The following is a 13847-nucleotide window of genomic DNA, read 5'->3' on the forward strand; positions in this document are numbered from 1 at the left end:
AAGGGGAGAGGGAAGATCAGGCCCGCTGATTCAACGTGATCGCCGTGGCGCTGTTGCGGTAGGCCGCGCCCTGGGCGCTGGGGCCGTAGCCGGCGGCTTGCGGGCGCTGGGCGGCGATTTCGTTGGCGACGGCGCGGACCAGTCCCTCGGTGACGGTCTTTGCCGCGGCGATGGCGCGCGACTGGCGGGCCAGCACGGCGTCGAAGGCCTCGGTGGCGCGGACCAGGCGCATGCGGCGCTCGGGCGCGGCGGCCTGGACGATGGCGACGTTGGCGCGGACCCGGGCCGACTCGTGCCGGTAGATGTTGGCGAGCTTGGCCGTCTCCTCGACGTGGCGCGCGGCCTCGTGCGGGCGGCGGGCCTCGAAGGCGGTGGCCTGGCGCGCGATCAGGTCGGTCAGGCGCTCGGTCAGGATGATCAGCTGTTCGACGCGATCGTCGGCGGGGGAGAGGCTCATTGGGCGACCTCCTGGAGACCTTGCATCTTGAGCATTTCGCGCTGGACCGAGGCCGAGACGCCGACGCCGCCGGCCTTGGCCACTTCCTTGGCCATGGCGTCGGTCAGCATCGACTTGAACATCTCCTCGCCCTGGCCGCCGCCGAAGGGCTCGGAGGTCTTCACCCCCTCGAACATCGCCTGCATCATCGACGACAGGAACGAGGCCTCGAACTTCTGGGCCGTTTCCTTGATCTTGCCGCGCTTGAGCAGCTCGGCGGCGGAGGAGGCGGTGGGGCCGACTGTGGCCGTCAGGCCGGTGACCGGGGTGGAGGCGACGGAGAAGGCGCTCATCACATCACCTCGATGTCGGCTTGCAGGGCGCCCGAGGCCTTCACGGCCTGCAGGATCGAGATCATGTCGCGCGGGGTCACGCCCAGAGCGTTGAGGCCGCCGACCAGGCTCTTCAGCGACGCGCCGCCGCCGAGCGTGATCAGCTTCTTGCCCTTTTCCTCGTCGACGCTGATGGCCGACTGCGGAACGACCTTGGTCTGGCCCTGGCTGAACGGAGCCGGCTGGCTGACGGCGGGGCTCTCCTGGACGGTAATGGTCAGGTTGCCCTGGGCGATCGCCACCTGGCTGATGCGGACGTCGTCGCCCATGACCACCACGCCGTTGACCTCGTCGATGACCACCTTGGCCGGGCCGTCGGGCTCGACTTCCAGGTTCTCGATGGCGGTGACGAAGCTGATCATGTCCATGTTGGCCGGCGAGCGGATGGCGACGATGGTCGGGTTCTGGGCCTGGGCGCAGCCGGGGAACTTCGCATTGATGGCGTCGGAGATGCGGCGCGAGGTGGTGAAGTCCGGGTTGCGCAGGGTCAGGCGCAGTTCGGTCATGGCCACCATCTGGAAGCCGGTCTCGCGTTCGATGGTCGCGCCGGCGGCGATGCGGCCCGAGGTCGGCACGCCGCGGGTGACCGAGCTGCCCGAGGCCCCGCCGGCCGAGACGGCGCCGGTCTGCACCGTGCCTTGCGACACCGCGTAGGTCTGGCCGTCGGCGCCTTGCAGGGCCGTGACCACCAGGGTGCCGCCCTGCAGGCTCTTGGCGTCGCCCATGGTCGAGACGGTGACGTCGATGGTCGAGCCGGTGGCCGCGAACGGCGGCAGCTTGGCCGTGACCATGACGGCGGCGGTGTTCTTGGTGTTGAGGTTGGCGTCGCGGACGTTGACGCCCTGGCGCTCGAGCACCGATTCCATGCTCTGCTTGGTCATCGGCGCGTTGCGCAGGCTGTCGCCCGTGCCGTTGAGGCCCACGACCAGGCCGTAGCCGACGAGCTGGTTCTCGCGGACGCCTTCGAAGGCGACGATGTCCTTGATCCGCGACTTGGCGGCGGCCGGACTGGCGACGACCGCCATGGCCGCGAGGGCCAGGCCGGCGAGAACGGAGCTGAAAAATGAACGACGCATGGGTTTCCACATCGGAGACGCAATTCCGTCGCGGCCCATGCCAGAACCGGGCCAGAGGAAAAGGTGAGGAAAATCAATGAAAAAGGCGGGCAGAAACGCCTGCGACATTCGTATCCGGCAGATTCTGCCCGGCATTAACCATACTGCAAGCGCGCTTCTCGAAGATGAGCTCTCATCGGGGAGCGCGACTCCCTATATGTAGGCGTACAAGACCAGCGTGGAGCGACGGTCGTCATGAAGGTTTCGAGCACGGGAGGCGTGGGCGCGGCTGGCGCATCACGCGCGCGGCCAGCGGGCGGCGGGTCGAACTTCGCCCTGCCCAGCGTCGGCGCCGCCAGCGGCGTGGCCGGAGCGGCCGCGGCCGGCGGCCTGGCCGGCGTGGGCTCCCTGGACGCCCTGCTGGCCCTGCAGGCCAACATGGACCCGATGGAGCGCAAGCGTCGCGCCATCCGCCGGGCCGACGACATTCTCGACATCCTCGACGGGCTGAAGATCGCCGTGCTGGACGGGGAGGTCTCCTCCAGCACCATCGACAAGCTCAAGCGCGCCGTTCGCGAGCATCGCGAGTCCGTCGATGATCCGAAGCTGCAGAGCCTGCTCAACGAGATCGAGACCCGCGCGGCCGTCGAAGAGGCCAAGCTCTCCGTGATGCGCGGTTCGTGAGGAGCGGCGGGATGGAACCTCAAGCCCTCTCCCGCGATTTTAATGCCCCGGCCGGCGCGGCGAAGCTCGTCGCCCCCGAACGTCGCCGCCGCCGTTCCAGGCAGGCTCGCGCGCTTGAACGCGACGCTCATGCGACGTTCATTGAACGGGGCTATCGTTTTGGTATAAGCACACCGCCCGCTGAGGGCGGAGTTCATCGGGGCGTGAGGCGTTGATGCAGACGGCCACTGTTCTTAAAGAACCGGACACCTATCGTCCTTCCGAGGACGAGCCTTTCATGAACGAGCGTCAGCTTGAATATTTCAAGCTTAAGCTGCTCGCCTGGAAAGAAGAGATCCTGCGGGAATCTCGCGAGACGGTGTCCCACCTACAGACTGAGACTGAAAACCATGCCGACCTCGCCGACCGGGCGTCGTCGGAAACCGACCGAGCGCTGGAACTGCGGACCCGCGATCGGCAACGGAAACTGATCTCCAAGATCGACCAGGCGTTGCGCCGCGTCGAAGACGGCAGCTACGGCTACTGCGAAGAGACCGGCGAGCCCATCGGCCTTGCCCGTCTGGACGCCCGTCCGACCGCCACCCTGAGCCTCGAGGCCCAGGAACGTCACGAGCGCCGCGAGCGGGTCCACCGCGACGACTGAGGCCCTCTGGGTCAGACTGATGTGTTTCGCGACGGCCTCGCCCCGACCAGGGCGGGGCCGTCTGCGTTTTTGCCCGATTTCAGCCCAAGCTTGCTGCTTTTCACGGCGGCGGAGGAATGATCTTCTCCCGTCCGTCGAGGGCCGTTGAGCGGGGAGAGGTCCGCGCCTACGGCCGCTCGAAGCCCTTTGCAGCGAGCCGCCGACCATGCGCCTGTCCCGTCGCCATCTTCTCCTCTCGGCCGCCGCCGCGACCGCCGCCTCGGGCCTGCCGGCCTTCGCCGCCACGCCCGCCAAGGGCCCCGTCGCCGATCCCAAGCTGGCCAAGCTGCTCGACGCCTTCGTCGACGAGATTCTCAACGACGCGCCCGAGGCGGCCACGGGCCTGGGCCTCGACAAGGGCGCCCGCGCCGGCCTGAAGGCCAAGCTGTCGGACAGCTCGGCCGCCGGCCGCCGCGCCCAGGTCGCCGCCTATGCAGACCGCGTCAAGCGCATCGCCGCCGTCGATCCCAAGACCCTCAACCCGCACGACCTGACGATCCGCGACACCGTGCTGGCGGCCCAGAAGATCGGCGCCGAGGGCGCGGCCTTCAGCTACGGCGGCGACTACGCCAACCCCTATGTCGTCAGCCAACAGGGCGGGGCCTATTCGTTCGTGCCGGAGTTCCTGAACTCGCAGCACAGCATCGAGGCCGCCGCCGACGTCGACGCCTACGTCTCGCGCCTGGCCGCCTTCGCCAAGATCGTCGACCAGGAGAACGACCGTATCGCCGAGGACGCCGGCGCTGGGGTGATCCCGCCGACCTTCATCCTCGACAACGCCATCGGCCAGCTGACCGAGCTGCGCGCCCAGAAGGCCGCCGACAGCCGCATGGTCGGCTCCCTGGCAGAACGCGCCAAGGAGAAGGGCCTGGCCGACCGGGCCGGCGACGCGACGAAGATCATCGAGGGCGAGGTCTATCCCGCGCTGGAGCGCCAGATCGCCGCCCTCAAGGCCGCTCGCGCCAAGGCCGACGACAAGGCCGGCGTCTGGAAGCTGCCGCAGGGCGAGGCCTATTACGGCTGGGGCCTGCGCTACAACACCACCACCACGATGGGCGCCGAGGAGATCCACGCCCTGGGTCTGGAGCAGGGCCGCGAGATCGCATCGCGCATGGACGTGCTGCTGAAGGGCCAGGGCCTGACGCAGGGCAGCGTCGGCGAGCGCGTCACCGCCCTGACCAAGGACCCGCGCTATCTGTTCGCCGACAGCGACGCCGGCCGGGCCGAGCTCTTGGCCTATCTGAACGACCGCATCGCCGCGATCCGCCTGCTGATGCCCAAGCTGTCGCGCCTGGGCCTGAAGGCCGACGTCATGGTCAAGGCTGTGCCCAAGGAGATCCAGGACGGCGCGCCGCAGGGCTACATGAACTTCGCCTCGCTCGATGGCTCGCGGCCGGCGATCTACTACATCAATCTGAAAAACATCGGCAATTGGCCCAAGTTCAGCCTGCCGACCCTGACCACCCACGAGGCCATCCCCGGTCACGCCTGGCAGGGCGCGTACCTGGCCGAGCGGGCCAACCAGATCCCGACCATCAGCTCGCTGATGGGCTTTGGCGCCTTCGTCGAGGGCTGGGCGCTCTATGCCGAGCAGATCGCCGACGAGGCCGGCTATTACGAGGGCGATCCCCTGGGCCAGCTGGGCTACCTGCAGGCCCAGCAGTTCCGCGCCGCCCGCTTGGTGGTCGACACCGGCCTGCACCACAAGCGCTGGACCCGCGACCAGGCCGTGGAGTTCATGACCTCGACCACCGGCCGCGCCAAGCCGGCCATGGTCAGCGAGGTCGACCGCTACTGCGCCAGCCCTGGCCAGGCCTGCGCCTACAAGATCGGCCACACCGAGATCCTGCGCCTGCGCGAAAAGGCCAAGGCGGCTCTCGGCCCGCGCTTCGACCTGCGCGACTTCAACGACGTCGTGGTCTCGACCGGCGGCACGCCGCTGACCGTGCTGGGCGAGGTGGTGGATCGGTATGTGAAGGGGGCGAAGGGGTAGTCGCCTGCGGCAACCCCCTCAGTCGCTCCGCGACAGCTCCCCCCAGAGGGGGAGCATCTCGTTGGCTCGGCGCTCCTAGATCCTCCCCCTCTGGGGGAGGTGGCCCGGAGGGCCGGAGGGGGTCTTCACCACATCGTCGCCGCCGCTCGGGCCGGCCAGGCCTCGTAATAGGCCGTGCCGCCGACTTCGCCGGCGGTGACGGCCGCCAGCATGGCGCCGGCCGTCGGCAGGGATTTCGGATCGACCTGGGTCTCGGCCTTCCACAGCCCCGAGCGGATCACCGCCCGGGCGCACTGGAAGTAGCATTCCTCGATGGTGACGATCAGGGCCGTGCGCGGCGCCTTGCCCTCGACCGCCAGGCTTTCGAGCAGCGCCGGCTCGACGCTGATCACCGCCCGGCCGTTGACCCGGAAGGTCGTGCCCGAGCCGGGGATCAGGAACAGCAGGGCCACGCGCGGGTCGCGGACGATGTTGCGCAGGCTGTCGATGCGGTTGTTGCCGCGGCGGTCGGGCAGGATCAGCGTGCGGTCGTCGGCGATGGTCGCCAGGCCGTGGGCGTCGCCGCGCGGGCTGCAGTCCAGGCCCTCGGGGCCGACCGTGGCCAGGGCCAGGAACGGCGAGGCCTCGACCAGGGCGCGATAGTGCGGGGTGAGCCGGTCGCTGACCTTGACGGTCGAGGCCGGAACGGGGGCTGGGCTGTAGATCGCCTCCAGCGCCTCCACGGTGTCGATGATCGCCATGCGCGTCTCCCCGTCGTTCGAGAGGAAACCTAGCAGCCGCGATCTTCCATGTCAGTTTCGGGGTTGTCAGGCCTGGCCGGTGACCGCCTGCTGGCAGGCCTCGGCCAGGCGGCGCGGCGAGATCGGCTTGTCGACGATGGCGCGGCGGGCGTTGGCCAGCTGGTCGGCATTGCCGGTGACGAACACCGTCGGGATGCGGCCCAGCTTGGCCTCGATGGCCTCGACCGCCTCCAGCCCGGTGCCGCCGATGATCCGGAAGTCGGCCGTGATCAGGTCTGGAGCCCGGGCCAGGGCGCAGCTGAGCGCTTCCTGCGGACTGTCGGCGATGTCGAAACTGGAATAGCCCTGGGCGGCGAGGAGCGCCTCGACCTCGAGAGCGATGAGGATCTCGTCCTCGATAATGAGCGCGTGGCCTTGGGACCTTGTCACTGCACTTACGCCAATCCGCTGTCGTCCCTGGGAAGAACTACAACCCGAACTTTAATGCCGCGCCAATCGATTTCGCGCCAGGGTTTGCAGAAATGTGTCTCTGCACGCACGAACCCTCACGCCGCCGTGATGGCGCCGCCCGCTCCGCGAGAGTCGCGCCAGGCCGTTTCCCTCGGGGGCCGAAAGCTTCTATTCAAACATAAAACAGAACAGCCGCAGGAGCGCCCACACCCATGTCCCAGCCCCTCGTCCTCACCGAAAAGCGCGGCCACGTCGCCATCCTCACCCTGAATCGTCCCGAGGCCATGAACGCCCTGGGCGCGCCGGGCGACGGCGACCAGGTGGCGGCCGCCTGCGAGGCGATCAACGACGACCAGGAGATCCGCTGCGTGATCCTGACCGGGGCGGGCAAGGCCTTCTCGGCCGGCGGCGACGTCAAGGCGATGAAGGCCCGCGAGGGCGCCTTCGGCGGCAACGGCGTGGCCGTCCGCGATGGCTACCGCAAGAACATCCACCGCATCGTGCGGGCCATCTACGGCCTGGAAGTCCCGTCGATCGCGGCGGTCAACGGCGCGGCCATCGGCCTGGGCTGCGACGTGGCCTGCATGACCGACATCCGCATCGCCGCCGACACCGCCAAGTTCGGGGTGACCTTCCTGAAGCTGGGCTTGATCCCCGGCGACGGCGGCGCCTGGCTGATGCCGCGCACCGTGGGCATGAGCCGGGCGGCCGAACTGCTGTTCACTGGCGACGTCATCGACGCGGCCAAGGCCGCCGACTGGGGCCTGATCAGCCGCGCCGTGCCCTCGGCCGACCTGATGGGCGAGGCCCTGGCCCTGGCCGAGCGGATCGCCCTGCAGCCGCCGCACGCCTTGCGCATGGCCAAGAGTCTGCTCAAGCACGGCCAGACGGCGAGCTACGACACCCTGATGGAGATGAGCGCCGCCGCTCAGGCCATCGCCCACCACACCGAGGACCACATGGAAGGCGTCGACGCCATTCTCGAAAAACGCCAGCCCACCTTCCGGGGCGCCTGAGCATGGGCAAGGAGGCCAAGGCCTGGGGGCAGCTCAGCGACGGCGAGAGCGACGGCAAGCTGCTATGGGAGCCGCCCAAGCTGATCTTCCGCGGCGCGGTGCGCGGCATCTACCAGGGCCACGCCCTGCGCGGGATCCGCGTCGAGGGCGACGACATCGTGCTCAGCGACGGCACGCGCTTCACGCTGGACCCCGGTCAGGCCGAAAAGTGGGTGCACGCCATCCTCAATCCGCCCTCGCGGCTGGACAAGCTGGGCGTCAAGCCGGGCATGAGGGTGGTGGTCGACGGCGTCGACGACGAGGCCTTCCTCGAAGAGCTGGCCGGCCGCGTCGAGGCCGAGATCGGAACGGCGGAGGACTTCGAAGAGGTCGACCTGCTGTTCCTGGCCGCGGATGACCTGGCCGAGCTGGACCGGCTGGAGGACCTCAAGGGCGTGCTGGCCGACAAGGGCGCGATCTGGATCGTCTCCCAGAAGGGCAAGGGCGCGCCGCTGAAGGATACCGATGTCCTGGCCGCCGCGCGCGGCGTGAGCCTGTCGGACACCAAGGTCTGCGGGTTTTCGGCGACGCACACGGCGCTGCGGTTCGTGCGCCGGAAGGGGGAATAGGCCCCCTCAGTCGCTCCGCGACAGCTCCCCCAGAGGGCGAGCATCTTCTGGGCGCGGCGCTCCTAGATCCTCCCCCTCTGGGGGAGGTGGCCCGGAGGGCCGGAGGGGGTCTTCGCCGAGACTAGAACCGCTGCTTGCAGCCCTGCTTTTGGTGCACGCCGCGCAGGAAGCCGCGGCGGGCCAGGCCCGCGTCGACCAAGGCGTCGAGGTGGCGGTCGGCCGGGGCGGCGCCGGAGATCTCGCGGACCAGGCTGCGGAAGGGGATGATCGAATTGACGATCGCCTTGCCGCCGGCCTCGGCCAGCTTGCCGGCCCGGTTTTCCGTGTACTCGTTGTCGGTCTTGTAGTCGGGACCCAGGGCCTCGTTCAGACGGACGATCTCGCCCGTCAGCTTGGCGCAGGTCTTCAGGCCCTTGACGCTGTAGGGGTCGCTCAGGGCCTCTTCCAGCACCGGCGGGATCTTCTTCTTCGACAGGCCGACGTCGCGGACCGGCTGGCTGCCGATGTCCATCGACTTCTCGCGCCAGCCGTCGGGCCTGCCGTCGCCGTTGGAGTCCTTGGCGGGGGGCGGCGGAGGCTTTCCGGCCGTCGAGGCCGGAGGCGTCTTGGCCGGATAGCTCGGTTGCGCCGTCGCGCAGCCCGTCGCCATCGCCGCGGCGGCGGCCAGCACCGCCAGTTTCGTCAAGGTCCCCGTCATCTCACCCGCCATCCTGTTGGTCTGCCCATCCTAGCTGGATGAACGCCGATCAGGAACGGCAAGCTGGGCCTTGGGTTCCCACCCGCTTGCGGGGTTGCACCATAGGGACGCCTTCCTGGACCTCGTGCCCAGGATCCATCGTTCCGTTGCTCAGATCTTTGCGGGATGACTAAGGTCTGCGCGGTCGTCGGCATGGACCTCGCCACGAGGGCGAGGGAGGCGAAGTGTCGTTGAGCGTAATTACGCCGCCGCTCTGGCCTTGCGACGCCCGAAGGTCATCACCCCGTCCTCCAGCCTGCCCAGCCGCAGGGCCGCCAGATCCAGGGCGTAGTTCTGATGCACCTTCCACGGCGCCTTCACGCCCTGCTTGGGGAACTGGTCCATGGCCCGCTGCACGTAGCCCGACGAGAAGTCGAGCCAGGGCGCGGCTTCCATGTTCGGCTCGTTCAGATGGGGCACGCACCAGTCGGCGCCGGCGCGGTCCATGTGGGCCAGCAGGCGGCAGACATATTCGCTGGTGAGGTCCGCCTTAAGCGTCCAGGAGGCGTTGGTGTAGCCGAAGGCCGAGGCCAGGTTCGGCACATCGCTGAACATCATGCCCTTGTAGCTGAAGCCCTTGGCCAGATCGACGGCGCGGCCGTCGACGACCACCTCCAGGCCGCTCATCAGCTGCATGCGCAGGCCGGTGGCGGTGACGACGATGTCGGCCGGCAGGGTCTTGCCCGACTTCATGAGCAGGCCGTCCTCGGTGAAGCTGTCGATATGGTCGGTGACCACCTCGGCCGAGCCGTTTCCGATCGCCGCGAACAGGTCGGCGTCGGGCACCAGGCACAGCCGCTGGTCCCAGGGATTGTAGCGCGGCGTGAAGTGGGTCTCGACGTCGTAGTCCTTGGGCAGCTGCTCGCGGACCAGGTCGATTAGCTGCTGCTTGGTCTTGGCCGGCTTCTTCCGGGCCAGGTTGAAGAACAGCATGGTGATCAGCACGTTCTTCCAGCGCGTGATCCCGTAGGCGGTCATGGCCGGTAGGCGCCTGCGCATCCAGTTGGCCAGGCCGTCTTCCGCCGGACGCGAGACCACATAGGTCGGCGAGCGCTGCAGCATGGTGACGTGGGCGGCGGTCTTGGCCATCTCCGGCACGATGGTCACCGCCGTCGCGCCGCTGCCGATCACCACCACCCGCTTGCCGGCGTAGTCGAGGTCCTCGGGCCAGTGCTGGGGATGGACGATCTCGCCCTTGAAGCGCTCGGTTCCCGCGAAGTCGGGCGTGTAGCCGGCGTCGTAGGCGTAGTAGCCGGCGCACATATAGAGAAAGCCGCAGGTGATCTGGACCATTTCGCCGGTCTCGAGGCGCTCGGCCTCGACGGTCCAGGTCGCCGTCTCGCTGCTCCATGCGGCGCGGCGCACCTTGTGGCGGAAACGGATGTGCTGGTTGACGCCGGCTTCCGTCGCCGTCTCGCGCACATAGCGCAGGATCGACGGGCCGTCGGCGATGGCTTTCGCTTCGCGCCACGGCTTGAACGAATAGCCCAGGGTGTACATGTCGCTGTCGGAGCGGATGCCCGGATAGCGGAACAGGTCCCAGGTGCCGCCGATCGCCTCGCGGGCCTCGAGGATGGCGTAGGTCTTGCCCGGCAGCCGCCGCGTCAGGTGATGGGCCGCCCCAATCCCCGACAGGCCCGCGCCCACGATCAGGACGTCGACATGGTCCGTGCTCATCCGCGTCTCCGTCCCCGCCTCGCGATCCGGTTGGCCCGGATGCTGTTTTCAAGTGAACGATGTTCACCAGCAAACGACCGTTTGGACCTTGCGTCAATTGCGGCGTCGAAGGCGGCGTCGGTTTTCATTGCGCATGGACCTCCAGGCCAAGTATGCGGAAGGCATGTCCCTGCGTGATTTCGGCCTCTTGGTGCTGGTCTGCCTGATCTGGGCCAGCAACAACATCGTCTCCAAGATCGTGGTCGCCCACTGGGGCGTGCCGCCGCTGTTCTATGCGGCGGTGCGCTTCGCCCTGGTCGCGGCCGTGACCCTGCCGTGGCTGCTGCCCGCGCCGCGGCCGACGTGGCGGATGCTGGCCGTCGGCGTGCTGATGGGGGCGGGCGGTTTTGCTCTGCTGTTCATGGGCTTCAAGACCGCCTCGCCGTCGGCCGCGGCGGTGGTGGTGCAGGCGGGTGTACCCTTCACCACCCTGCTGTCGGTGCTGATGCTGGGTGAGAAGATTCACTGGCGGCGCGGGATCGGCATCGCCCTGACCCTGGCCGGAGCGCTGATCGTGATCTGGAACCCGCACGGCTTTTCGCTGTCGGTCGGCCTGTGGCTGATCGTGGCCTCGGCCCTGGCCGGGTCACTGGGCGCGGTGATGATGAAGCAGATCCAGGGCGTCAAACCGCTGAAGCTGCAGGCCTGGGTGGGCTTCACCTCGGTGTGGATCCTGGCGGCGGCCAGCTTCGCCCTGGAGCCCGGCGCCAGCGACAAGGCCCTGGCCGCCGGCTGGCCGTTCGTGGCGGCCGTGGCCTATTCGGCCCTGGTGGTGTCGGTGATCGCCCACACCGGCTATTACGGCCTGATCCAGCGCTACGAGGCCAACCTGATCGCTCCGCTCACCCTGATGACCCCGCTGATGACCATCGGCCTGGGCGTGGCCATCACCCATGACCATTTCGACCTGCGCATGGGGATCGGCGCGGCGCTGGCGCTTGCGGGCGTGCTGATCGTCGCCCTGCGCCGCAACCAGGTGACGCCGCTGCTGATGCTTCTCAAGGACCGCTCGCAATGACCATCGTCGAGGCCCCGTCGCCGAATTTCGACGCCCGCAAGGCCGTGCCCGACACCGTCGTGCTGCACTATACCGGCATGGAAAGCGGCGAGGCGGCCATCGAGCGCCTGCGCGATCCCGAAGCCAAGGTCAGCGCCCACTACGTGGTGGAGGAAGACGGCCAGGTGCTGCGCCTGGTGGCAGAGGAGCGGCGGGCCTGGCACGCCGGCGCGGCCTTCTGGAAGGGCGTGCGCGACATCAACTCGTCGTCGATCGGCATCGAGATCGTCAATCCGGGCCATGAGTTCGGCTATCGCGCCTTTCCCGACGTCCAGATCGCGTCGGTGATCAACCTGCTGGCCGACATCCGTTCGCGCTGGACCATCGACGACGACCGCATCATCGGCCACTCCGACGTCGCCCCGGCCCGCAAGATCGATCCGGGCGAGCTGTTCCCGTGGAAGCGCCTGGCCGAAAGCGGCCATGGCCTGTGGGTCGAGCCGCCGTCCTCGCCGGGCGCGCCGCTGGGCCGGGGCGAGGGGGGGACGGGCGTCTTCGCCCTTCAGGCCGGCCTGACCCGCCTGGGCTTCGATTGCGCCCCGTCCGGCCAGTACGACGAGTGGACCGAGACCGTGGTCGGCGCCTTCCAGCGCCACTGGCTGCAGAACCGCTTCGACGGCGTCGCCGACGGCGAGACCCGGGCGCGGCTGGTGGGCCTGCTGCGGGCGGCGGCGGGGGTCTGATGAAGCCATCGACGGTCCATCGTCTGGGCATGGGCGGTACGGCGGCCTTCCTCTTGCCGTTCACCGCGTTTGGCGGGTGGTTGTTGCCCGGCGCCTGGGTGCTGGGTGTGTTGCTGCCGTTGTGGCTGGTATTCATCTGGTCGAAGTCGCGCTGCCGGTCGTGCGGCCTGCATGTGAATCTGCAGGACTGCGGCCCGAACACGTCCTCCCTTTTTCGCTATCGGCGGACCCTCTGGCCCTCCGATCGCTGCTCGCGTTGTGGAGCCGACGTCTGATGCATCCGGCCAAGGCTTTCCATGTCGAGGATCGCGCGCGGCTGCTGGCCTCCCTCAGCGACCACTCGTTCGTCACCCTGTGCGCCAGCGTCGCCGGCCGGCCCTTCGCGGCCCAGGCGCCGGTGGTGGTGCGCGACCTCGGCAGCGACGGCCTGTTCCTCGACTTCCACCTGTCGCGGATGAACGCCGTGGCCGGCGCGGTGGTGACAGGCTTCTCCGCCGTCGCCTTGGCCACCGGCCCGCACGCCTATGTCAGCCCCGACTGGTACGGCACCGACGACCAGGTGCCGACCTGGAACTACGTCTCGGTCGAGGCCGGAGGCTTCGTGACGCCTCTGTCGGAGGCCGAGACGGTTCAACTGCTCGACGACCTGTCGGCCCAGGAGGAGGCCCGCCTCCTGCCCAAGCCGCCATGGACGCGGGACAAGATGACGCCCGCGAAGTTCGACGCCATGCTGCGCGGCATCGTCGGCGCGCGGCTGCACGTCGAGCGCCTGGAAGGCACGTTCAAGCTCGGCCAGAACAAGCGCGACGCCGAGCGCGCGGGCGTGATCGCCGCGCTGGGCGATCACCCGGTGGCGGGCTGGATGCGGGGCGAGAGTTAGACCGCCTCCATCTTCTCCCGTCATTCCCGCCCTCGTGGCGGGAACCCCTCTGTCAGCCGCAAGGGCAGGAGGGGCGACGTGCTCAGCACGTCGCTTGCGCCTCACGTGCAAGCGGAACCAGGGTTTCCCGCCACGAGGGCGGGAATGACGGGAGTGAGGGCGGCGTGATCCGTCATTGACCTCGCCGCCCCGGCGCCGCAAACAGCGCGCGGACCAGATGGCCGGGCGATCGCGGTACCCTTCACGGGAATCGAGGAAAGTCCGGGCTCCACGGTGACAAGGCGGTGGGTAACGCCCACCGGGAGCAATCCCAGGGAAAGCGCCACAGAAAGCAAACCTCCTCCCTACGGGGCGGGAAGGGTGAAAGGGTGGGGTAAGAGCCCACCGCGGACCTGGCGACAGGGACGGCATGGCAAGCCCCGCCTGGAGCAAGACCGAATAGGGATCCCGCGCCGGCTTGCCGGCTAGGCCGTCACTGGCCAAGAGGATCCGGGTTGGTCGCGAGAGCCGTCCAGCAATGGGCGGCCAAGAGGAATGATCGTCGCGTCCCTGTACACAGGGGCGGCACAGAACCCGGCTTACAGGCCGTCTGGTCCATCACATTTTTCAGCGACTCCCAGCCCCGCCTGGGGAGTCTTCGCGCGCCGCGAAATGGGCCGCGATGGGACGCGTCTGTGCGCGAGGCTGTGGATGGATTTAGCGTTGTCTGTATGTTCCGA

The 13847-nt window shown here is 68.5% G+C and carries 16 protein-coding genes and 1 other RNA gene; 10 read left to right on the forward strand and 7 right to left on the reverse strand.

Annotation, left to right across the window (positions count from 1 at the left end; all coding sequences use genetic code 11):
• Window positions 1-16: 16 nt before the first annotated feature.
• From I4Q42_RS00385 to I4Q42_RS00395, 3 genes are read right to left on the reverse strand one after another with little or no spacing between them, the layout of a single operon-like run.
• Window positions 17-457 (reverse strand): flagellar basal body protein, encoded by a 441-nt coding sequence (locus I4Q42_RS00385; RefSeq protein WP_198574096.1) that lies wholly within the window; start codon window positions 455-457, stop codon window positions 17-19.
• The gene (locus I4Q42_RS00390) at window positions 454-789 is read right to left on the reverse strand and encodes a rod-binding protein (RefSeq protein WP_198574097.1); all 336 of its coding nucleotides are present in this window, start codon (window positions 787-789) and stop codon (window positions 454-456) included. The genes I4Q42_RS00385 and I4Q42_RS00390 overlap by 4 nt, the downstream gene beginning before the upstream one ends.
• The gene (locus tag I4Q42_RS00395) at window positions 789-1904 is read right to left on the reverse strand and encodes a flagellar basal body P-ring protein FlgI (protein WP_198574098.1); all 1116 of its coding nucleotides are present in this window, start codon (window positions 1902-1904) and stop codon (window positions 789-791) included. Before I4Q42_RS00395 ends, I4Q42_RS00390 begins: the two co-directional genes overlap by 1 nt.
• A 234-nt stretch (window positions 1905-2138) precedes the next feature.
• Here I4Q42_RS00395 and fliX point away from each other — a divergent pair, with 234 nt between their 5' ends.
• The 3 genes from fliX (at window position 2139) to I4Q42_RS00410 (ending at window position 5242) form a co-directional block, all read left to right on the forward strand.
• Window positions 2139-2567 (forward strand): flagellar assembly regulator FliX, encoded by a 429-nt coding sequence (fliX, locus tag I4Q42_RS00400; RefSeq protein WP_198574099.1) that lies wholly within the window; start codon window positions 2139-2141, stop codon window positions 2565-2567.
• A gap of 214 nt (window positions 2568-2781) precedes the next feature.
• Window positions 2782-3210 carry an RNA polymerase-binding protein DksA gene (gene dksA, locus I4Q42_RS00405; protein WP_198574100.1) on the forward strand — a complete coding sequence of 143 codons (429 nt, stop codon included), beginning with the start codon at window positions 2782-2784 and terminating at the stop codon, window positions 3208-3210.
• A gap of 205 nt (window positions 3211-3415) precedes the next feature.
• Complete coding sequence (locus I4Q42_RS00410; protein ID WP_198574101.1) at window positions 3416-5242, forward strand: DUF885 domain-containing protein; 1827 nt, start codon at window positions 3416-3418, stop codon at window positions 5240-5242.
• 125 nt (window positions 5243-5367) lie between these two features.
• Here I4Q42_RS00410 and I4Q42_RS00415 read toward each other — a convergent pair whose 3' ends face one another.
• Together I4Q42_RS00415 and I4Q42_RS00420 are read right to left on the reverse strand one after the other, a co-directional pair.
• Window positions 5368-5982 carry a pyridoxamine 5'-phosphate oxidase family protein gene (locus I4Q42_RS00415; RefSeq protein ID WP_198574102.1) on the reverse strand — a complete coding sequence of 205 codons (615 nt, stop codon included), beginning with the start codon at window positions 5980-5982 and terminating at the stop codon, window positions 5368-5370.
• A gap of 66 nt (window positions 5983-6048) precedes the next feature.
• Window positions 6049-6411 (reverse strand): response regulator, encoded by a 363-nt coding sequence (locus I4Q42_RS00420; RefSeq protein ID WP_332872993.1) that lies wholly within the window; start codon window positions 6409-6411, stop codon window positions 6049-6051.
• Between the two features lie 233 nt (window positions 6412-6644).
• Between I4Q42_RS00420 and I4Q42_RS00425 the strand changes: the two genes are divergently transcribed.
• Together I4Q42_RS00425 and I4Q42_RS00430 are read left to right on the forward strand one after the other, a co-directional pair.
• On the forward strand, window positions 6645-7448 hold the full coding sequence (locus tag I4Q42_RS00425; RefSeq protein ID WP_198574103.1) for a crotonase/enoyl-CoA hydratase family protein: 804 nt from the start codon (window positions 6645-6647) through the stop codon (window positions 7446-7448).
• Window positions 7449-7450: 2 nt separating this feature from the next.
• A complete protein-coding gene (locus I4Q42_RS00430) occupies window positions 7451-8056 on the forward strand; it encodes a DUF3052 family protein (RefSeq protein WP_198574104.1) in 606 nt (201 codons plus the stop codon).
• A gap of 121 nt (window positions 8057-8177) precedes the next feature.
• Here I4Q42_RS00430 and I4Q42_RS00435 read toward each other — a convergent pair whose 3' ends face one another.
• The gene (locus tag I4Q42_RS00435; RefSeq protein ID WP_198574105.1) at window positions 8178-8753 is read right to left on the reverse strand and encodes a hypothetical protein; all 576 of its coding nucleotides are present in this window, start codon (window positions 8751-8753) and stop codon (window positions 8178-8180) included.
• 240 nt (window positions 8754-8993) lie between these two features.
• Window positions 8994-10469, reverse strand: coding sequence for a flavin-containing monooxygenase (locus I4Q42_RS00440; protein WP_198574106.1), 1476 nt, complete (start codon window positions 10467-10469; stop codon window positions 8994-8996).
• Between the two features lie 163 nt (window positions 10470-10632).
• Between I4Q42_RS00440 and I4Q42_RS00445 the strand changes: the two genes are divergently transcribed.
• From I4Q42_RS00445 to rnpB, 5 genes are all read left to right on the forward strand, one after another.
• Window positions 10633-11526, forward strand: a complete 894-nt coding sequence (locus tag I4Q42_RS00445) for a DMT family transporter (RefSeq protein ID WP_198574107.1) — start codon at window positions 10633-10635, stop codon at window positions 11524-11526.
• On the forward strand, window positions 11523-12248 hold the full coding sequence (locus I4Q42_RS00450) for an N-acetylmuramoyl-L-alanine amidase (RefSeq protein WP_198574108.1): 726 nt from the start codon (window positions 11523-11525) through the stop codon (window positions 12246-12248). The genes I4Q42_RS00445 and I4Q42_RS00450 overlap by 4 nt, the downstream gene beginning before the upstream one ends.
• Window positions 12248-12523, forward strand: a complete 276-nt coding sequence (locus tag I4Q42_RS00455) for a hypothetical protein (RefSeq protein ID WP_198574109.1) — start codon at window positions 12248-12250, stop codon at window positions 12521-12523. Before I4Q42_RS00450 ends, I4Q42_RS00455 begins: the two co-directional genes overlap by 1 nt.
• Window positions 12523-13128, forward strand: a complete 606-nt coding sequence (locus tag I4Q42_RS00460) for an FMN-binding negative transcriptional regulator (protein ID WP_198574110.1) — start codon at window positions 12523-12525, stop codon at window positions 13126-13128. The genes I4Q42_RS00455 and I4Q42_RS00460 overlap by 1 nt, the downstream gene beginning before the upstream one ends.
• Before the next feature lie 213 nt (window positions 13129-13341).
• Window positions 13342-13725, forward strand: an RNA gene (gene rnpB / locus I4Q42_RS00465) — RNase P RNA component class A.
• Window positions 13726-13847: the final 122 nt, after the last annotated feature.

The organism is Caulobacter hibisci, assembly GCF_016135805.1.
Classification (GTDB): domain Bacteria; phylum Pseudomonadota; class Alphaproteobacteria; order Caulobacterales; family Caulobacteraceae; genus Caulobacter; species Caulobacter hibisci.